This window comes from Novosphingobium sp. CF614 (genome assembly GCF_900113255.1).
Taxonomy (GTDB): Bacteria; Pseudomonadota; Alphaproteobacteria; order Sphingomonadales; family Sphingomonadaceae; genus Novosphingobium.
The window spans coordinates 74,641-94,583 of the sequence record NZ_FOOR01000010.1 but is presented as its reverse complement, the minus strand read 5'-3'; the positions used below and the strand labels follow the sequence as shown (position 1 = coordinate 94,583).

At 63.6% G+C, this 19,943-nt stretch carries 12 protein-coding genes; 11 read left to right on the top strand and 1 reads right to left on the bottom strand.

Features of this window, described 5'->3' with window-relative positions; all coding sequences use genetic code 11:
- Window positions 1–5: 5 nt before the first annotated feature.
- The 4 genes from BM052_RS12650 (at window position 6) to BM052_RS12635 (ending at window position 6,192) form a co-directional block, all read left to right on the top strand.
- Window positions 6–1,061, top strand: coding sequence for a ParB/RepB/Spo0J family partition protein (locus tag BM052_RS12650; RefSeq protein WP_091147408.1), 1,056 nt, complete (start codon window positions 6–8; stop codon window positions 1,059–1,061).
- 118 nt (window positions 1,062–1,179) lie between these two features.
- Window positions 1,180–2,454 (top strand): replication initiator protein A, encoded by a 1,275-nt coding sequence (locus tag BM052_RS12645; RefSeq protein WP_091147446.1) that lies wholly within the window; start codon window positions 1,180–1,182, stop codon window positions 2,452–2,454.
- Window positions 2,455–3,005: 551 nt separating this feature from the next.
- Window positions 3,006–4,172, top strand: coding sequence for a glycosyltransferase (locus BM052_RS12640; protein WP_177198464.1), 1,167 nt, complete (start codon window positions 3,006–3,008; stop codon window positions 4,170–4,172).
- A gap of 76 nt (window positions 4,173–4,248) precedes the next feature.
- Complete coding sequence (locus tag BM052_RS12635) at window positions 4,249–6,192, top strand: acyltransferase family protein (protein ID WP_091147403.1); 1,944 nt, start codon at window positions 4,249–4,251, stop codon at window positions 6,190–6,192.
- An 84-nt stretch (window positions 6,193–6,276) separates the two neighbouring features.
- On the opposite strand, the gene BM052_RS12630 is transcribed toward BM052_RS12635, so the two are convergent.
- Window positions 6,277–9,711, bottom strand: coding sequence for a DEAD/DEAH box helicase (locus BM052_RS12630; RefSeq protein ID WP_177198463.1), 3,435 nt, complete (start codon window positions 9,709–9,711; stop codon window positions 6,277–6,279).
- A 246-nt stretch (window positions 9,712–9,957) separates the two neighbouring features.
- On the opposite strand from BM052_RS12630, the gene BM052_RS19520 reads away from it, so the two are divergent.
- From BM052_RS19520 to BM052_RS12590, 7 genes are all read left to right on the top strand, one after another.
- Window positions 9,958–10,695: an FkbM family methyltransferase gene (locus BM052_RS19520; protein ID WP_143084837.1), complete on the top strand. Its 738-nt coding sequence runs from the start codon at window positions 9,958–9,960 to the stop codon at window positions 10,693–10,695.
- Window positions 10,696–10,997: 302 nt separating this feature from the next.
- Window positions 10,998–12,287 (top strand): sugar transferase, encoded by a 1,290-nt coding sequence (locus tag BM052_RS12620; RefSeq protein WP_255406120.1) that lies wholly within the window; start codon window positions 10,998–11,000, stop codon window positions 12,285–12,287.
- An 85-nt stretch (window positions 12,288–12,372) separates the two neighbouring features.
- Window positions 12,373–13,140 carry a metallophosphoesterase family protein gene (locus BM052_RS12615; RefSeq protein WP_255406119.1) on the top strand — a complete coding sequence of 256 codons (768 nt, stop codon included), beginning with the start codon at window positions 12,373–12,375 and terminating at the stop codon, window positions 13,138–13,140.
- 131 nt (window positions 13,141–13,271) lie between these two features.
- Window positions 13,272–13,937, top strand: a complete 666-nt coding sequence (locus BM052_RS12610; RefSeq protein WP_177198462.1) for a polysaccharide biosynthesis/export family protein — start codon at window positions 13,272–13,274, stop codon at window positions 13,935–13,937.
- Between the two features lie 1,285 nt (window positions 13,938–15,222).
- Window positions 15,223–16,239 carry an O-antigen ligase family protein gene (locus BM052_RS12600; RefSeq protein ID WP_177198461.1) on the top strand — a complete coding sequence of 339 codons (1,017 nt, stop codon included), beginning with the start codon at window positions 15,223–15,225 and terminating at the stop codon, window positions 16,237–16,239.
- A 125-nt stretch (window positions 16,240–16,364) separates the two neighbouring features.
- Complete coding sequence (locus BM052_RS12595) at window positions 16,365–18,644, top strand: GumC family protein (protein WP_091147389.1); 2,280 nt, start codon at window positions 16,365–16,367, stop codon at window positions 18,642–18,644.
- Window positions 18,641–19,873: a tetratricopeptide repeat protein gene (locus BM052_RS12590; RefSeq protein WP_091147388.1), complete on the top strand. Its 1,233-nt coding sequence runs from the start codon at window positions 18,641–18,643 to the stop codon at window positions 19,871–19,873. Before BM052_RS12595 ends, BM052_RS12590 begins: the two co-directional genes overlap by 4 nt.
- Window positions 19,874–19,943: the final 70 nt, after the last annotated feature.

Here is a 19,943-nt window from a genome sequence, read left to right as displayed (position 1 = left end):
TGGTAATGGCCCGCAAGCAATCCGACTATCTCGCCAGCCTGCTTGACGAGGGTGAAGCGCAGGCGCCTGACACCGCCCCCCAGGCCCTGTCGCGGCAGGCCCCCTCCCCTGCCCGCGCCGGCCTCTCGCTGCTGGGCCGCGAGAATGCGCTGGCCCGTGTCGCCAGCGGCGAAGTACGGCAAGTGACGCAGCTGCTGCTCGATCCGGCGCGGGTGCGGATATGGGACGGCAACGCCCGCATCCAGGCCAAGCTGTCGGAACAGAGCTGCCGCGATCTCATCGATTCGATCCTGGCCGAAGGCGGGCAGAAAGTCCCCGCCGTGGTGCGCCATCTCTCCGACGATCCCGATCACGACTACGAGCTGATCGCCGGCACGCGGCGGCACTTCGCGGTGTCCTGGCTGCGCGCCCATTCCTATCCCGAGATGAAGTTGCTCGCGCAAGTCGCCGACCTCGACGACGAGGCCGCCTTCCGCCTCGCCGATATCGAGAACCGCGCGCGCAAGGACATTTCCGACATCGAGCGCGCGCGCAACTATGCCGACGCGATCGACCGGCACTATGGCGGCAGGGCGGTGCGCATGTCGGAGCGGCTCAAGCTGTCCAAGGGCTGGCTGTCCAAGATGCTCAAGGCCGCGGCGATTCCCGATACCGTGCTCGCCGCTTTCGCCAACTTGCACGAACTGACGCTGAACCCCGCCTACAAGCTCGCCACCGCGCTCGACGACAAGGCACGCGCCGGGGCGATCCTCGCCGAGGCCGAGGCGATCGCGGCGGAGAACCGCGCGGCGATCGCCGCCGGGGCCCCTCCCCTGCCCGGCACGGCGGTGCTCCGGCGATTGCTCGCCGCCACCAGCACGCCCGCCCGGCGAGACCAGCGGTCGCTGCAATTCGAGGTCAGCGGGTCGCTGGGACGCACGATCATGGAAGTCAAGGGCGTGACGCGCCACGGTGTCATCCTCCACCTGCCGATGGGAAGCGGCGCCGCCGACGATCATCTGCTGCAGGCCCTGCGCGACGTGCTGGAAACGCTGCGACTGAACGGCATATCGGTCCGCTAGTGCCCTGCCCCGTCATACTTCGGCCTGCCCTGCCCGCCCGGCAATTCGCCCAAAAGTTTCCTCGAGGAAACTTTTCGTGAATCGCGTCCGCAAAGCCCCCGCGCGCAAGGCCGCGACGATGACCGACGAACAGTTCGACCTGTTCCTCCCCTATATCGCCAACCTGCCCCTGCGCGACCAGCGCGAGATGATGGAGCGGCCGTTCTTCAGCCTGGCCAAATCCAAGCGGGTCAAGCCGATCGACTATACCAGTCCCGATGGCCAGGTGCGCGTCCATGTCTCGGCCAATCCCGACTACGGCATGGCGACGATCTGGGATGCGGACATCCTGATCTATTGCGCCAGCGTGCTCGCGGACATGGTCCGCCGGGGGCTGAACGACATGCCGCGCAAGCTGCACATCATGCCCTACGACCTGCTGCGCGCGATCGGCCGGCCCACCACCGGCCGCGCTTACGAACTGCTCGGCCAGGCGCTCGACCGGCTCGTCGCCACGACCATCAAGACCAATATCCGCGCCGAGAATCGCCGCGAGGCGACTTTCTCCTGGCTCGATGGCTGGACCCAGCTCGTCGACGAGAAGACCGAGCGCTCGCACGGGATGACGCTGGAACTCTCGAGCTGGTTCTGGGAAGGGGTGATGATGAAAGGCGGGGTGCTCGCAATCGACCGCGCCTATTTCGACATCACCGGCGGGCGCGAGCGCTGGCTCTATCGCGTGGCCCGCAAGCATGCCGGCGGGGCAGGGGAGGGGGGGTTCGCCATCTCCATGCCGGTGCTGTTCGAGAAATCGGGTGCCGAGGGGCAATATCGCCGCTTCAAGTTCGAGATGCTCAAGCTCGCCGAAAAGGACGACCTGCCCGGCTACGCACTCGCGGTCGAAACCGCCAAGGACGGCGAGCCGATGCTGCGCATGCGCCGCGTGGACGGGAAGGGCGGGGCGGAAATGGATACGGCTGAAAATTCGGCGCTTCGGCAGGTCCAGGACGAAGGGATACCCCCGCAAGGGAGCCCGGCCGCCGCCGAAGCCTCTCCTCTTTCCGAAAAAGTTTCCTCGAGGAAACTTTTTGCGCCGCCGCCCCGTCCGCGAGCGGGCAGGGCAGGGCAGGGCGCCCCGGAACCTGGGGCGATCCCCAAGACCATCGACGCCCGCGCGCTCATCCGCTCCACCATCGCCGGCCTTTCCGACGCCGCCACCCGCGGGTTCATGACCGACGAGACCATCGACCTGCTGCGCCGCGAATGCCCGGGCTGGGACCTCCACGCCCTCCATGCCGAGTTCGAACGCTGGGTCGCCGCCAGCCCCGAACGCACCCCCGCCGACTGGCAGCGCGCCTTCGTCGGATGGGTGCGGCGCCATCACGCCAAGCACCGGCACGAGCTCAGAGGGTGAAGGCCAAGCTCGAGGGCAGGGGCCCCGTTCCCGAAGTGTCGCGTCCACCCCCAGTCCAGCACACGCAATCGCAAGCAATCGGATGCAAAACGTGGGCGATTGAACATCCTTTCGCTCCGCCAGAGGAAAAGTGATTCAAAAGTGGTGCCCCATTTCACCACATCGACACTCCGGGAACGTCGGAGGAAGAGCCTTCGACCCAACGGGAACACCTCATCGACATTTCAGGAACGTGAACGCCGACACTTCAGGAACGTATGCACGACATTCCGGGAACGACCGTGCCGCTGCGACTTGCAGAAATCCGGAACTGCGGGAAGCTCTGCGGGCGGTCTAACCTTGTAACAGAATCCCCAAATACCCTTCTAACCCTTTCGAAGCCTTTGGCGATTTTTAGAAAGGAGGAAGAACCCGCACATAACGCCTGCACGGAGCTGAACAGGAAGTCGAAGCTCTCCTACAGAATGCACGATCAACCTTCGGCAATCTTACGACCAGTATACACTTCGAGATCCCGCATCGAGCCACCCCTTGGCTTGACAGAGGACAACATGGTGGCAATCACCTGCCACGCGTCACCCATCCCGCAGCCGAGAAAATGGAATTCAATGAAGATCTGCGTGATCGTTGCCCGATTCTCCTGGACGGGCGTACCGCTAGCGCAGATCCGGTTCGCGCGGGCGCTTGCGGCGCGGGGGCACGAGGTCGAGCTGGTATTCGGACATGTCGGTGCGGCAGATCGCCTGCCGGATCGCGGCGGTGCGAGCCTGACGGTGCTGGGCCATGCCTCCGCGCGCGGAATGCTGTTGCCGCTTTGCCGTTATCTACGTCGGAACAGACCCGACATCATTTTCTCCTCGCAGGACAATCTGAACGGCGTGGTGCTGTTGGCGGCGCTGATGACCGGTTCCAAGGCAAAGATCAGCGGCTCGTCTCGAGTCAATCCGTTCTTCACCTATTCCAATCGCCCGTTCACCCGTAAGTGGTTGTTTAAGCAGGCAATGCGTGCGGTAATGTGGCGCGCCGATGCCCTGACCTGCGTCTCGCAAGGCATGGTCGAGGAGTATCGCAGCTTCTTTCCCAAGCCTCCGCACGTCGCCGTCCACAACCTGGTAAACGATGCGCCCTCTCGCCAGCGCATGCATGAACCTGTCGACCACCCATGGTTCGTCAACAAGACAACCCCGATTGTCATCAGCGCAGGAACGCTATCACAGCGAAAGGGCTATTCGGACCTGATCGCCGCGTTTGCACAGGCGATCGCCGATGGGCGGGATGCGAGGCTAGTCATCTTCGGCGAGGGGCCATTGCGAGCCGCGCTCGAGCAGCAGGTCCGCGACCTCGGGCTCGAAGCCAGTGTCGCACTGCCAGGCAAGATCATCAATCCGCTCCGCTACTTCGCACGTTCGGACGTGTTCGTGTTGAGTTCGTATTTCGAGGGGCTGCCGAACGCGCTGATCGAGGCGATGATCTGCGGTTGCAGTCTGGTTGCGGCCGACTGCCCGAGCGGGCCTATGGAGATCCTCGAGGGCGGCCGCTACGGCAAGCTTGTGCCTGTCGGCGATATCGGGGCGATGGCAGAGGCGATCCGCGCTCAGCTCGATCATCCGACCGACCCGGCGCTTTTGGAAGAGGGCGTGCGCCGGTTCGGCGAAGATGCCGTGTTGGCACGGCATTTCGAGTTACTCGGTTTCAGCGATCGGGAGCACGCGAGGTGAGTGTGTCTGGTGCCCCTAACTGCGGCCCGAATTTCGTCTTCTCCGTGACCATGCGTTTGCGAGGCGGCTGAGGCGAATGGCAACCGACGATCGAGGTCTCCAGGATACGCAGCCCTGGGCGTTCCGCGCCGATATTCAGGCGTTGCGCGGCTTGGCGGTGCTGCTCGTGCTCTTCTATCATTCAGGGCTGAACTGGGTCCGTGCGGGCTATCTCGGCGTCGATATATTCTTCGTTGTGTCCGGGTTCTTGATCACGCGGATCATCGCGCGCGACGTCGATGCCGGCCGTTTCCGGTACAAGGATTTCTATTATCACCGCGCGCGGCGGATCCTGCCGGCCGCCTTCGCCATGCTGTTGCTGACGACGATCGCTGCCGCCGGGGTTCTGACCACCAGCCAACTCGTCGATTTCCGCGACCAGGTCGTGAGCTCGGTACTGTTCGTCAGCAACATGATGCTGTGGAGCCAGACTGGTTATTTCTCTCGCGAGGCCTGGCAGCAACCACTGCTCCACATGTGGTCCCTGGCGATCGAGGAGCAATATTATATCTTGATGCCGATCGCCATGATGCTGTTGCGCGCTCGCGTCCGGAACGGCGTGATCGCGCTCGCTACATGCCTGTCACTCGTCCTGTGCCTCGCCTTTGTCTGGCAGAACCCCGCGGCTACCTTCTTCTTTCTGCCGACGCGGGGATGGGAGCTGGGAATAGGGTCATTGGCCGCGATCGCGGCCGGCCAGGCCCGGATCCGGCAGTTGGCGAGCCGACTGCTCTGGCCGGCCGCGATCATCGTGCTGCTGATCCCGATCGTTCCGTCAGATCTGCCCCACCCCAGCCTGGCGGCGCTGTCGGTGTGCGTGGCGACGGCGACGATCATCCTGGCCAGGTCGGCGCGTCTGAGCAACTCGGCGCTCATCCGGCCGCTCGCCAAGGTGGGGGATTTTTCCTATTCGCTCTATCTAGTTCACTGGCCGCTCTTCGCGTTGACGCGCGTGCTGTACATGGAACGCGATCTTCCTATGGGGGTCATCGGGTCGCTGATGCTTGCCTCGCTCGGGGCAGGCTATCTGATGTACCGGGTGGTCGAGACTCCCTTGCGCGCAACTCCGCCCGATCAGGCGCGCCGGCTGATCGGCGGACTGGCCGTTGCAGCCGCCGTGCTGGTTATTCTCCCGGTCGTGTTGGTCGAGTTCCGCCCACGCCCGGACCAGCGCGTCCTCGCCCAAGTCATGGGGTTCAAGGGCTGCCTCAAAGAGGGTGCGCCCGAAGTTGCCGTCGGGTGCGGACAATCGCGTGCGCCGGAGATCCTGGTCTGGGGCGACTCCTATGCCGCGCACATCATCCCGGGCCTCGACGCGACGACGAGCCGGCCGATCGAGCAGCAGACCCGCGCAATGTGCGGTCCGATGGCGGATTTCACCGAGCGCGCCGGCATGGCCGAGCAGACCAAGGCGCACCGGTGCCTGACGTGGAACGCGGCCATACTCCGCTATCTCGTGGCTAAGCCCAGTGTGCAGGTGGTCGTGCTCGCGGCGCGCTACGACCGATTCCTCAACCCAGAGGCGGACATCGTCTCGTCGGCGGGGGCGGCCCAGATCCCCCAGGCGCGGCGCAGCGCTGCTGCGGCTGACGCAATCCTGGACACGGCCAGACGCCTCCGAGCGCTGGGCAAACGGGTGGTGGTGATCGCACCGCCGCCAATGGCGAGCTACGATCAAGGGCTGTGCTGGGAGCGCAAGAGCCAGCACCTGCCGCGTTTGGGTCGTTTCGCTGACTGCCGGCTGCGCCCTGATCTGCACGCGGTCCTGGAGGCGCCGACCATCGCGATGCTGGCCCATGTACAGCGGCGCGGCGTGCCGGTGGTCTTCCTTGCACAGGGCATGTGCCGCACGGGGCAGTGCGTCAGCGAATGGAACGGTCGGCCGCTTTACCGCGATGCGGGGCATTTAACTGCGCTCGGCTCGCTCTTCGCGGCCAAGTCCAACGACCTTGGACGAGCTGTCTGGGAACGAGCCCGCTAGTTCCGATCAAGAAGCTTGCCGCACGACCGCTCAAGCGACAATCGTTTACAACAACGCAGACGCCAGAGACGCTGCCATAAGCGATCAGCCGAGCAGGAAGGCGATGTCCTCGTCGCTGAGTGATGGTCCGCCCGCCTGCACGTGGTCGTCCCAGAGCATGTCCGCCAGGTTCTGCTTGCGTTCCTGCAGTGCCAGGATCTTTTCCTCGATCGTCCCGGTCGCGATCAGCCGGTGGACGAAGACCGGCTTGTCCTGGCCGATGCGGTGCGCGCGGTCGATCGCCTGGGCTTCCACGGCGGGGTTCCACCACGGGTCGTAGAGGATGACGGTGTCCGCCGCGGTCAGGTTGACCCCGGCACCGCCGGCCTTGAGGCTGACCAGGATGAGCGGGACCTCGCCTTGCTGGAAACGCCGGACGGGGCGTGCCCGGTCCCTGGTGGTGCCGCGCAGCTGCTCATAGGCGATGTCGGCATGGTCGAGATCGGCCGCGATCAGATCGAGCATTGTAGTGAACTGGCTGAAGACGATGACCTTCCGGCCTTCCTCGATCAGTTCGCCCAGCATTTCCAGCAGGCGGGCGCGTTTCGCCGAAGCCGTGCCTTCGCCCAGGCCGCCAGGCAGCAGCGCCGGGTCGCAGCAGATCTGGCGTAGCTTGAGCATGGCGTCGAGCACGATGATCTGCGAGCGCATCAGGCCGACGCGGTCGATTTCCTCGCGGACGCGCTTCTGCATCAGCAGCCGCTGACTCTCGTAGAGCCGGATCTGCTGATCGGACAGTTCGATCCGTTCGGGAATGAGCGTCTTGGGCGGCAGGTCAGCGGCGACCTGGTCCTTGGTCCGGCGCAGCATGAAGGGTCTGAGCCGGCGTGCGAGCGCGGCTTGGGCAGCGCTGTCGTTGTGCTTTTCGATGGGTGTACGGTAGGCCTTGCGGAAACCCTCGAACGAGCCCAGCAGGCCGGGATTGGTCAGGCTCGCCAGCGCCCAGACGTCGTTCAGGCGGTTCTCGATCGGCGTGCCCGACAAGGCGATCACCTGCTGCGCCTTCAGCGCGGCGGCGGCCTTGAAGCCGGCGGTCTTCGGGTTCTTGAGGACATGGGCCTCATCGAGCACGACCAGCGCATGCTCCCGTTCCGCCAGCAGTTCCTGGTCGCGGGCCAGCAGCGGATAGCTCGTCAGCACCACTTCCGCCCGGCGCAAATCGTCGATGGCTTCGCGCCGCTGGGTTCCATGCCACAGCAGGCATTCGACACCCGGTGCGAAGCGCGCAAGCTCCGCCTGCCAGTTGGGTAGGACCGAGGTCGGGGCGATGATGAGCACCGGGGGCTCCAGAGGCGACGGGGAATCGCGCTTCGCCGCGTGCCGCCGCACGGCCAGGATATGCGCGATCGCCTGCAGGGTCTTGCCCAGCCCCATGTCATCGGCAAGGATGCCGCCCAGGCCCGCCTCGTGCAGTGCGCGTAGCCAGGCGGCGCCCACCTGCTGGTAGGGCCGCAGTTCCGCCACGAGCCCCGCCGGCTTGGCATAGGCGCCGCCGTCGGGCCCGTGCAAGGCGGCGGCGAGCGTGCGCAAGCTGTCCTTGCTGGCCCAGCCCAGCCCGCTGCCGGCCAGCTCGTGCACGGTCCCCATGTCGTAGCGGTTCAGCCTGAGCGTGGCAGCGCTGCGATCGGCCAGGGCCAGGCGCAGCAGCGCTTCGGCCAGCGGCCGCACCGTGCCGAGCCGCATCGCCGTGAAACGGCCGTTCCCGAGCATCACCGGCATGCGATGATCGTCGTCGTGGTCCAGCAGGGCGCTGCCGTTCTCGGCGAGGAGTCGGCGCAAGGCGGGAAGGATATCGATGCGCTGGCCGTCGACCAGCGCCGCCAGTTCCACGTCGAACCAGTCGATTTCCCCAGTCTTGTCCTTGGCGCGCCTGGTCTTTGCCTGCTTGCCCTCGTCCGGGACCAGCGCGAGCCGGGTTTCGTCGCTGTCGAGCGGAACGTAGCCGTAGCGCCAGTCCCGGGCATATTCGACCAACCAGCCTTCGGCCTGCAGCGTCTCGACCTCGTTGATGAGGAATTCGGCGAAGCCTCCCGAGGGATCGTCATCCCGTCCCGGATCGGGCAGCATGTGATCCCAGCCCTGGTGGGATTTGGGATCGAACCCCTTGAGCAGGGCGATCGGCAGCAGCGAGGTTTGCGCCAGGCGGTCGACGGCGGCCTGCTCTGCTTTGAGATCACGGATCACGCGCGTCATTCCGGCCTTCGTCACCGCGATCACTTCGCGCGCAGAAGCCGAAGCGCGGATGCGATGGCCGGCGTAGTCGAACTCGAGGCGGACAAGTTCGGTCGCCTGCACGCGGGACCGGCTGCCCCAGCCCAGGTTCGGCACCGGGCGCTGGACCCGGTCTATCAGGAAGCGCAGGACCGGCCGGGGCGGAATCGAAGCGATCTGCTCGATCACGGGCAGCCGGGGAGGGGCGAGGGCATCGCCCGCGATCTCGGCCCACCGGGCGGCCAGGGCGGGCGCTTCGGCGGGGCCGACCGGCGGCATGGCCAGCAGCCGGCCGGCCAGCGAGGGCGGCAGGCCGGTCTCGATCAGGTCGAGTTCGGCGCGATCGGGATCAAAGACCATCGGCGGATCGCCGGCGAAGACCGGCATGGCCGGGTCGATCGCTGCCAGGCCGATGATTTGCCGGCCGTCCTCGAACAGGCTCCATGACAGGCGGGCCTCGACCGCGGTGTCGTGGGTCGTCACCAGCGGCCCATCGGGCGATTTCCAGCGCAATAGGCCGGCCTCGGCCGCTTCGCGCAGCCATTGCCAGCCATGGGCTCCCCTTGGCGCACCATCGGGCCCGAAATCGCCGCCGAACGCCGCCGGCGCCGTTCTTGCCAGCAGCCGCGTCGCTCGTGGGTCGAGGTATCCGGCCGCATGCGACAGTTCCCATTGATAGGCGGGCCGCCAGCTCTGCTCGCCGGCCCGCAGCCGCCAGGCCCGTACCTTGGGAATGAAACGGTCAGGCACCTTCTCGCCGGCCTGGGCCGCCTTCTTGCCGGTCTTGGCCGGCTTGAACGCGCGCGCGGGCTCGATCACGAAGCAGAGCGGATCGTGCCTGGCCCGTGCGGAAAGCGCGTCGAGCGTGACGGCTTCGAGCCATGTGCCGACCGGGCCGGAAAGCGTCGGTGCCGGCTGAGCCTTCGCCTCGATCCGCAGCCCCGACCTGGCGGCGGGGGAGGGCGGTCGCCGGTCGGGCAAGGCGCCGCGCAAGGCGAACAGCAGCGCCGCGACATGCTTGCAGGAATCGCCCACCGGACAGCTGCACTGGCTGCTTGGAAAGCTGCCATATTCCTCGTCCTCGAAGATGACGGAAGTGAAGTAGCTGTTGCGCCCGCTACCCCGGACCATCGCCCCTACCACGCCCATGTCCCGCTCGACCATCAGCTCGGTGACCCGCCCCTGCCGAAAATAGACGCGGCCGGCCTCCAGCATCTGCGCGGTCCTGACCGCTTCGGATAGCAAATCGTCGGTAATGGGAGGAATCATGACCGGACTTTTGCCGCGTCCGCGCTGGGTGGCAAGGGGGTGAGGCGGTTTCGCAGGGCTATCGCATTTGGCAGAGGATGGAGCGGGCGAAATGGTCGCATCTGAACAGGACAGGGGCTCTCCGTGAGAGCGACGAGGTCTGGTGCCGAATTCGTTCTTGCCTTCCCACACGCCTCTGAGTAGGCCGCCTATCGCACCTGCCGCTCCAAACTGCCTCTGGCAAGTGCGAGGCCGAAGGGGGCGCTGATGCGAATCTTTATCGATGTCGGTGGGCATTACGGCGAAACGCTGAGCTTCGCGCTCGATCCCCAATGGGGGTTCGATCGGATCTACTCGATCGAACCGTGTGCAGCGTGCGTGGCCGTGCTCCGCAGCTATAGCGACAAGCGCCTCCGGATCGAGCCCATCGCCCTGTCCGACCATAACGGCACGGCCGAGTTGCAGGGCGCAGGCCTGCGCGGCGGCAGCCTCTACGCCGGCAAGCGGGTCATCGAACGGAACGAGATTGTGATACGGGCGGAAACCATCACGCTGGTGCGGGCAAGCGAGTGGTTTGCGGCGGAGATTCCTTCCGGTGCGGAAGTGTTCCTCAAGATGAACTGCGAAGGCAGCGAGGTCGACATCCTTTCCGATCTTCTCGACAGCGGCGAACTCGCCAAGGTGGGCAGCGCCTATATCGACTTCGATATCCGCAAGGTCGCGGGCCAGGAGCATCGCCAAGCAGAGATGGAAGCACGGTTGCGCGCGGCAGGCCTCCGCTATGTTACTCCCGAAGAGAAGGGCATCACCGTGGCGACCTGGCTGGTCCGCGATTGTCCGCCGGTGAAGATATCGTGGCGCCAGGCGCTATCGCACCGCCTGCGCCTCCACGCCCCCATGTATGCCCGGGCGACCAATCTCGCGAAGCTGCTGCTTCCCCGCCAGCTATACTGGTGGATCGGGCATCGTTACGGCCGGATGGCAAGAAACGCCTCGAAAGCTTAGTGCTGCTTCGGCAAAATTTGGCCAAGTGGTTTGAATAGTGCACTTCTGCAGCGAGGGCGTGCGCGCCAAGCGATCAAGTATGGCTTGGCGGTCTGCTGCGCCGCGAGCCTGGACAGAACGGAGAACGATCCGAACAGATCATCTCGGCAATCTGCCGCAGCGGCAATCCATGAATGGAATGATAGGTAGACAACGGCTGACAAGCACAGGATAATAACTGTATAGGCTCGCCGCTTTAGAGGCGGATCCGATAGAGCACTTTGGTGACAGCTATTGGGGAGCATTTCCGGGGGTGACGACCGATGCTGATGAGGCGTGATCCTATAGCCTGGCGTTTGGGCAGCAAAGCCGAGAAGCTTCGCGCGCAATTGCTGCTGGGTCTCTTTTCCGGTGTTGTGCTGCCGGCGATGCTGCTCGTCCCTTATCTGGGTCAGGATAGCCGCGCCGGACGCGGCGTCACCCACAGCATCATCGCCGCAACGCTGGCGATCATCGTCGCAACGCTGTCCGTCCGGCGCTTCGCTTCCTTCCCGGGCACTCGCGCCTTCACCTATATCTTGCCTTCCTTCGCCAGTACCTATGGGCTAGCCCTGACGGTGCTGCTGCTGGCGCGGCTCGATTACAACCGCCTGTTCCTGTCGGTTTCGTTCGCCTTGGCGGTGCTGGTTGCGTTCACCATAGCGCTACACATCGCGCGCAACGCGCAACGCCATTTCTGGCTCGTGCCGTTTGGCCGCACCGAGTTGGTGCGTGAAACGCCCGAGGTCAGGTGGGGGGTCTTGACGCAGCCGGATCTACCAAGTGTTTCCAGGAGCGTGATCGTCGCCGATCTTCATCATGATCACGACGATGACTGGGCGCGCATGCTCGCAGTGGCGGCAATTCAGGGGCATGAAGTCTATCACACCAAAGTGCTGATGGAATCGCTTACCGGACAGGTATCGATGGAACACCTTTCCGAGAACAGTTTCGGCTCGCTGGTGCCGAACCTGATCTATGTCCACGTCAAACGGGCGGTGGATCTGATCGGCGTCCTTGTTCTGGCGCCAGTGCTTGCGCCTCTGCTGCTGGGCATCGCTCTGATGATAAAGCTCGGCTCGCCTGGGCCGGTGCTTTTCATTCAGGAACGCATGGGCTATCGCGGTATCCCGTTCCGGATGATAAAGTTCCGCACCATGCACGTGCGCGACGAGGCGAGCGGCGAGGCTGCGCGAAGCGAAGCGATGACGGCGCTCCGCGATCCGCGCATCACACGCATCGGCCACATCCTCCGGCGTAGCCGCATGGATGAGCTGCCGCAAATCTGGCACATCCTGAAAGGCGAGATGAGCTGGATCGGCCCGCGACCGGAAGCCATCCCTCTGTCGCGCTGGTACGAGAATGAAATTCCCTTCTACCTTTATCGCCACATCCTGAGGCCAGGTATTTCCGGGTGGGCGCAAGTGCGGCAGGGGCATGTCACCGACGTCGACGACGTCCGCGCAAAGCTGAAATACGACTTCTACTACATCAAAAATTTCTCTGCTTGGCTCGACCTGTTGATCGCGCTTAAGACATTGCGCACGGTTCTGAGTGGCTTCGGCTCGCGCTGAGCCCCATTTGACAGGCAGAACCTGGCAAACGCGAAGAGCAGGGGGGCTTGCCGTTTTCGGACGCGGCGGAGATTGGATAGCGAAGGTGCGACTGCCGTTTTTTTCCCGATCCCGGCCGACAGTCGATCGCGCACGCACGGCGCCTATCGTACCGCCAGGGCAACGTGTGTACGCCATTGGAGACGTTCACGGTTGCGCGGACGAGTTGCGCCAGTTGCTTGACATGATCGCGATCGATCATGCGGAGCGAGGACCGGCCGCGCAGACTGTGATCTTGCTCGGTGATTTGGTGAACCGCGGTCCCGATTCAGCGCGCGCCATCGGCTACGCGCGTGATCTGCTGGCTTCGGGCGTCGGCCGCTTGCTCAAGGGCAATCACGAGGAGTTGTTCGTGCTTGCCGCGCGCGGCGACCGTCAGGCGGCGCGCGCGCTGATGAGCAATGGCGGATTGGCCACGCTAATGAGCTTCGGACTCGCCGAGGAAGAAATTAATCGCGGCAGCTACGCGGATCTCGTGACGCTGCTGAAGCGGCGGTTGCCGCGCGACGTCGTTACCCTGCTGGACGCGGCGGAGGACAAGATCGCGATCGGCGACTATCTCTTTGTCCACGCGGGCATCCGCCCCGGTCTGCCCATTGCCGAACAGGAGGGGGCCGACCTGCGCTGGATTCGAGAAGAATTCTTGGACAGTCAGGTCGATCACGGGGCCATGATCGTTCATGGGCACACGGTCGAGAAGGCGATCGTGGAATGCGAGAATCGTATAGGGATCGACACTGGCGCGTATAAAAGCGGTGTTTTGAGCGCGATCGGCCTGGAGGGTGCGCAGCGATGGTTCCTCTCCACCGGTTAGATGCGCACACGAAGGTGTTGGGTTGCCTCGCCGGCACGCTTGAGGCATGAAAAGAGCAGGAGAGCGGGCGAAACCCCTCAAGCGTTTGCCGCAAGGAGGAGCAGTTGCATTTTGGGCTCAGGCTGATTGGCTTGGCGGCATGCGCGGCGCTATTGGCTGGCTGCGCCGCAAAGCGGGATGCCAACTTAACCTACAATCCCGGGAATTTCACCGCGCCGGACGAGCTGCCCGTCTCGGATACGCTGGCGACGTACAGGCTGGGACCCGGGGACGTGGTCAACGTGACGGTTTTCAACGTCGATTCGCTATCGGGCGATCGCCAGGTCGACGCTGCCGGCAATCTGACAATGCCGCTGATCGGTGCGGTTCCTGCGGTGGGCAAGTCAACGCAGGAGTTTGGCGCAGATCTCGCTGCGCGGCTAGGCGCGCGCTACCTGCAGCAGCCGCAGGTCACGGTATCCCTGAAGAGTGCGGTAGCCAGGACGGTTACTGTCGATGGTTCTGTAGGCACGCCGGGGCTCTATCCGGTCCCTGACAAGACCACGCTGCTGAAAACGATCGCCATGGCGCGCGGCACCTCGCAGGGCGCCAACCCGAAGAAGGTGGTGGTATTCCGCCAGATCAACGGCCAGCGCAATGCCGCGGCGTTCGACCTGACGACGATACGGGACGGCAAGGATCCCGATCCGATCATCTATCCCAACGACATTGTCGTCGTCGACGGTAGAGACATAAGCCCGGCCTGGGTTACCCTGCTGCAATCCGTCCCGCTTATCGCGCTGTTCTCGCGGTTCTAATCCGCCCCTCTCCGGACTGGATCGATCCCTGTCGTCCAATCACGAGGCAATGTCTGCAAAGACGTGAAAGGCTTGCGATTTTCCGGATAGGCTGGTAGGAGCGGCGATATCTGTTACTTACAACACCTTCTGGTGTGTTTGTCGTAGGAACTTGGAGGTTCAATGCGCAAGGTTGCAATGATTGCTGCTGCAATGGCTCTCGCGGCCCCGCAGGCGAGCACCGTCGCGTTGGCAGCGGAGCCCGATCAGTCCCACACCGGTACGTCCATGCATGGCGATCACCAGGGCCAATACTGGCGTAAGCCGGAGACGATCGTAGTTTCCTTGGCGGCACTCACCGCATTCATTTTGGGGCTCACCGCATTGGGCGGTCACGATGACCCCACACAGCCGGCCAGCCCGTAAGTCAGTCTGCTGTTCGGGGCTATTACGCTAGTCGCAACGCCCACGAGTTATCCTGAAGAGTCCGTGTTGCCGAAGGCGATTCGATGACCATAGGCATATCATGCCTATGGTAACTTTCTGTTCTTTCAGCCTTAATTCCATCTATGGATTTTGCATCCAACTCGCATCGTGCTGTGCAAGATGCGAGCCCTGCCCAGCATGAGTGACTTGCGGGTTTCCAAACGCACTGATAGGCAAGCGTTATTGTCCTGTCGCACCCTCTTGGCGTGCTAGGCATTTGAAGGGGGGAGGGGGAGTGCGCAAAACCATGACAATTTCTGCCCTGATCGCGGCTGCAACCACACCGGCGCGCAGCGCCTTTGCCGCAAGGCCGCAGGCGAACACGTTCTCCCGGGCAGCATTGACCAGGCTTGTTCTGGCCTTCTCGATCTCGCTGGGCGAGCATGCGCGAGCAGTGGCGCCGATGGTGCTTCGGATTCGATCTGGGGCCTCATAGTTGTCACGTATTATCAATCGCTACCTTGCGCCGGTATATCTGTTGTTCTGCTTGACGCTAGGCGGAGCGAGTGCGGCCGGCTTCTTGGCGAACGGCGTGCTTCAGCTTCTTGGCCTACTATGCATCCTTACGGTCGTGCTTTCGGGTGCGCTACCGGAATTGTCGCGCCCAGCCCGAACCCTGATCGTGCTATTCGCGGCGGCGGGGGCACTCCTGATATTTGAACTCGTACCGCTGCCACCTTTCCTATGGAAGTTGCTTCCGGGTCGCGGCCTAGTTGCGGACGGGTTCGACTTGGTGGGCGGGGGGATGCCATGGCTTCCCATTTCCTTGTCGCCAGATGGAACGCTTGGAGCCTTGATGGCGTTAGTACCGCCGGTTGCCATGCTGCTGCTGATCTATGCTTCTTCGGGATATGGACGGCTCTATTGTGTGTATGTCCTAGTGGTCGGAGCGGTCGTTTCCATTTTCCTCGGCATCTTCCAAAAGATGCAGGGCCCGGATTCGGCATATTACATATACGAAGTGACGAACCGTGGCGGCGTGGTGGGCTTCTTTGCCAACCGCAATCATCTTGCCACGCTGTTGTTGGTCACTCTTCCTTTCGTCGGCGCTCTTGCGGTCAGCCCCAAGCGCGGATCCAAGCATGACCATGCAAAAGTCGGGCGGCTCATGATAACCGGATGCGTCGCCCTATTGATCGCACTCGGGGTGGTGATCGTCAGTTCCGCAGCTGGCTGGCTGCTGCTGCCACCAGCGTTCTTCGCTGCGGTGGCGGTGTTCGTGCGCGGCGAACATGGCGCCATTCCGCGCACGCTGCTGCAGGTGGGCGCGGTTGTTGGCCTAGTGTGCTGCATAGCCGCAGTCGTAGCACCGATTAAGGTCAACGATCTAGGCGATAAGCTGAGCGGCATCGATCCGCATATGCGCAACCTGTCAATCCGCACCACGGCCGCCGCTGCACTGGACTATCTTCCGTTCGGCTCAGGTGGGGGCACGTTCAGGCTCATCTATCCGCTCTACGAAGACGCGAACAAGGCCTCGAACGAGTACATGAATCACGCCCATGACGAGTATGTCGAGATTGCCCTGGAGCACGGGCTGCCTGGCGTCGCACTGCTCGGCGCGGCCATTATGTTTTGGTTCGCTCAGGCGCGGCGCTTGTGGCGGCGCGGGGAGGGCGAGGTGCTGGCGCGCGCGGGCTGCATCGGCGTGGGCATCCTGCTGGCGCATAGCTTGGTGGATTATCCATCTCGCACGGCGGCGATGGCCGCGGTCGGTGCTTTCGCTGCCGCTTTGATGGTTGCCCCGGAATCGCTAGAGATGCCGGTGTGGCAGTCGACGCGCAGGCGCCGCCGCCACGGAGGCGCGCGCACGATCGAAATCGCGTTGGCGGACTGATGAATACGGAGCGTGCCCTGTGCCCCGCCGCATGATATCCTCGGCAAAATGCGTAGGAACCGGGCCGCGTGAGCAGGACCGGTCACTGACGAAACAAATCATCATCTGCTGGATCGACGAACGCCATGAATGAAATCACCGCGCCATCGCCGCCAGAACGCCCGGAAGGGTCGCGTCGCTCCTTGGTGAGTGCGGGAACCACCGCGCTTGCCCACCCGCTCGACACGCAGAAGTCGCCAAATCAGTTCGACGTCAATGAAGTTTGGCGGATCCTGATGAAATGGCGGTGGCTGATCCTTGGAGTCCTGATCGCTGGCGTTGCCGTCTCGATCATCGTCACCATTTCGACCACGCCCGTGTACCGGGCCACCTCGACGTTGGAGATCAATACAGAGCCGATGCAGCTGATGCAGCAGCAAACGGACCTGCAGCCGGTGGCGCGCAACGAACCCCAGTTTCTGGCGACGCAAATTGGATTGCTGAGCAGCCGGACGCTCGCGGAACGGGTGATGCGAGGCCTCAGTCTTGCCGACGACGAGTCCTTCGTGAAGGGGTATCCCAATCGTGCTGACCGCGAAGGTGCGGCCATTGCCAAGCTGATGGGGCACCTTGAGGTGACACCGCTGCGCGGTAGCAACCTAATCATGATTGGCTATAAGGATCCCGACGCGGGACGATCGGCGCGGGTCGTCAACGCCTTTGCGCAAGGCTTTATCGACTCGTCGCTGGAGCGACGCTACAATGCGACGGCCTTCGCGCGGCAGTTCTTGCAGAGCCGGTTGGACGCCACACGCACGAAGCTGGAGGTGAGCGAGCGCGCGCTGGTGGCTTATGCGCGCGCCAACAACATCCTGTCTCTTGGCAGCACCAGTGTCACGACTGGCAAGGACGGTGGCAGCGCTGGCGGCGGCAGCACCGCGCAGGATTCGTTGTCGGCACAATCCCTCGTGTCTCTTAACGACGCACTTTCCGCAGCCATCGGCGACCGGATTGCCGCCGAGCAAGCGTATCGGGAAGGGGCATCGGCAGCCAGCACCTCCGCGGAAGATTCGCCCGCCATCCAGGGGCTGCGCGCCCAACTTGCCGGGGTGCAGGCGGATTATCAGCAGAAGCTCGGGACATTTCGTCCTGACTATCCGGAAATGGTCGCGCTGCGCCAACGGATGGAATCGATCAACAGGAGCATTGCCACCGGGACCGGCAAACTCCGGTCGTCGCAGAGCAATGCGCTGCGTGCAGCCTATCTCGCCGCGCGAGGCCGGGAACAGCAGCTTCAAGCGCAGGTTAATGCTTACCGCTCGAACGTGCTCGAGCTGCGCAACCGCGGGATTCAGTATAATATCCTTCAGCGGGATTTAGACACGAACCGCTCGATGTACGATGCATTGCTGCAGCGCCTGAAGGAGGTCAGCACTACCGGTGGGGTGGGTGAAAGCCAGGCCTCGATCGTCGACAACGCGACGCCGCCAAGCGCGCCATTCATACCCAACGTTTATGAGAACCTGGCGATCGGGCTGCTTGCGGGTCTCGTGCTGGGATTGGGCTTGGCGTTCGCCATCGAATTCATCGATGACACGCTCAAGACGCCGGACGATGTGATCAACAAGCTCAGGGTGCCATTGCTGGGCGTGGTCCCCAAGGGCGACAAGGGCACCTCGTTCGTGGACGCCTTGAAGGAACAGCGATCGGAGATCAGCGAAGCCTACTACACGATCATGAGTTCGATCCAGTTCGTGTCCAACAACAGCTTCCCACGGACGGTGCTGGTGACAAGCACCCGGCCGAGTGAAGGCAAGTCGTCCTCCGCGCTTGCGCTGGCTCAGAACCTGGCTCGCACGGGCTCCAGGGTCCTCTTGGTCGACGCAGACATGCGCAAGCCGTCATTCAAGACCAACCAGCCCGACGAGATCGGGCTGGCGACGCTCCTCGTGTCGCCCGGCAGCGCGAAGGATCACGTGGCAGCGACCTCCATTCCCAACCTGTCGCTTCTGCCGAGCGGCCCCGTCCCTTTGAATCCGGCGCAGTTGCTCGCGACCAATCGCATCGACACAATTCTCATGGAGCTTGTCGAACACTTCGATGTCGTTGTGATTGATTCGCCGCCGATCCTGGGGTTTGCCGACGTGCCAATCCTGTCGGCAATTTGCGATGCCACGATTCTGGTGGTGGAAGCCGGCGCGGTCCGCCGCCCGGCGGTGCTGAGCTCGTTGCGGCGGCTGCTGGCGGCCAATGGGCAGGTCATCGGCACGATCTTGACGAAATACAATCCAAAGAACGGCGGCTACGGCTACGGTTATGGCGCCGGCTATGGTTACGGCTACGGCTACGGCTACGGTAGACATCAGCGGCAGCGCTACGGCGAAAACACCGAGATTCGGCAACTCGATATCGATAGCGTTGCATGATCGAGGGTGGTCGATATGTTCCGAGCAATGGCGCCCGGATAGCGCTGTTGAGCGGGGCCTTGGTGTTTGGCTGGATTGCGGTTCGCGCCGCGGCGCAAGCCAGCTTTCAAAATGACGCGCCGCAATTGGCTGTCCAGTTCTGGCCCGCCAATGGCCAGAGCCTCGCAGTGCTCGCGAGCCGCCGGGTTGCCAGTGCCAGCGGCGAAATCGATGATGCCACGCGCGTGCTCTATCGTTCGGCGCTTGCGCGGGCGCCCATGCTGTCCGATCCGCTGGCACTGGCTGGACTTGACGTGGCGGCCGCGGGCGATCTCGACCGCGCCGAGCGGCTTATGATCGCCGCGCGGGACCGTAACCCACGCTCCTCACTCGTCCGCTTCTGGCTGTTCGACCATTTCGTGCGCTCCGGGCAGTACACGCTCGCGCTCGACGAGGTCGGTCCCGCGATCCGTTTGGAGCCGGAGGCAATCACTGCCGTCATGACGGTGTTGGGTGCGATCGCCAATGATGCCGACGGACAAGCGGCGCTGGCGAAGAAGCTCGCGACAGGACCGTTCTGGTCCACCGCCTTCTTCCAAACGGCGGTGAACAACGCATCGCCCAATACCCTGCTTGCACTGCTGTCGGTTCGGCCGGACAATCTCGACCGGACAGCGGCCATGGACGAGCAACGCGCGGTGTTCTACGCATTGATAAAAGCTGGTCAAGGCGCGCGCGCCTTTCAGGCATGGCGGCAACTGCTTCCGGAAAGCTATCGTACGCGCGCGCAAGGTGTCTATGATGGCAATTTCGGTGGCTGGCCCGGCGCCCAGCCATTCAATTGGACACTTCAGCAAGGCAACATCGGCACTGCGCGCACAGTAGAGGCAAGCGACTTGCCGCAGACGACGGCGCTTGATGTCCGGTACTTCGGCTCGACTGGCGGCGTATTGGCGGAACAATATGTCTATGCATCACCCGGCGCCTACCAGTTCCAACTCGCCGCGCGGCGCCGCTCCCAAGGTGCGACCGGCGGCCGGCTGAGCATGGAGCTGCGCTGCGTCAGCGGGAATGTCATCGCTACCTTGCCGCTTGATCCACTCGATACGCAGCTACGCAGGCTATCGACACCGGTGCAGGTTACGCCAGGCTGCGAGATGTTGCGGGTTCGTCTGATGGCAACGCCTGGCGAGATGTTCAGCGAAATCGAAGCGCAAATCACCGGTGTCGCACTGGTGCCTGGCAGCTGACCATGTACCAGCGCGCGCGGTGATTATCGCTCCTGTCGTGGCGTCACCAGCCAGTTGCGATGCCCCGAAC

What these genes read in the sequence shown, in the direction of transcription:
- BM052_RS12650 (WP_091147408.1), top strand. Translation starts at nt 6, where the DNA reads ATGGCCCGCAAGCAATCCGACTATCTCGCCAGCCTGCTTGACGAGGGT.
- BM052_RS12645 (WP_091147446.1), top strand. Translation starts at nt 1,180, where the DNA reads ATGACCGACGAACAGTTCGACCTGTTCCTCCCCTATATCGCCAACCTG.
- BM052_RS12640 (WP_177198464.1), top strand. Translation starts at nt 3,006, where the DNA reads ATGGTGGCAATCACCTGCCACGCGTCACCCATCCCGCAGCCGAGAAAA.
- BM052_RS12635 (WP_091147403.1), top strand. Translation starts at nt 4,249, where the DNA reads ATGGCAACCGACGATCGAGGTCTCCAGGATACGCAGCCCTGGGCGTTC.
- BM052_RS12630 (WP_177198463.1), bottom strand. Translation starts at nt 9,711, where the DNA reads ATGATTCCTCCCATTACCGACGATTTGCTATCCGAAGCGGTCAGGACC.
- BM052_RS19520 (WP_143084837.1), top strand. Translation starts at nt 9,958, where the DNA reads ATGCGAATCTTTATCGATGTCGGTGGGCATTACGGCGAAACGCTGAGC.
- BM052_RS12620 (WP_255406120.1), top strand. Translation starts at nt 10,998, where the DNA reads ATGCTGATGAGGCGTGATCCTATAGCCTGGCGTTTGGGCAGCAAAGCC.
- BM052_RS12600 (WP_177198461.1), top strand. Translation starts at nt 15,223, where the DNA reads ATGCTGCTGCTGATCTATGCTTCTTCGGGATATGGACGGCTCTATTGT.
- BM052_RS12595 (WP_091147389.1), top strand. Translation starts at nt 16,365, where the DNA reads ATGAATGAAATCACCGCGCCATCGCCGCCAGAACGCCCGGAAGGGTCG.
- BM052_RS12590 (WP_091147388.1), top strand. Translation starts at nt 18,641, where the DNA reads ATGATCGAGGGTGGTCGATATGTTCCGAGCAATGGCGCCCGGATAGCG.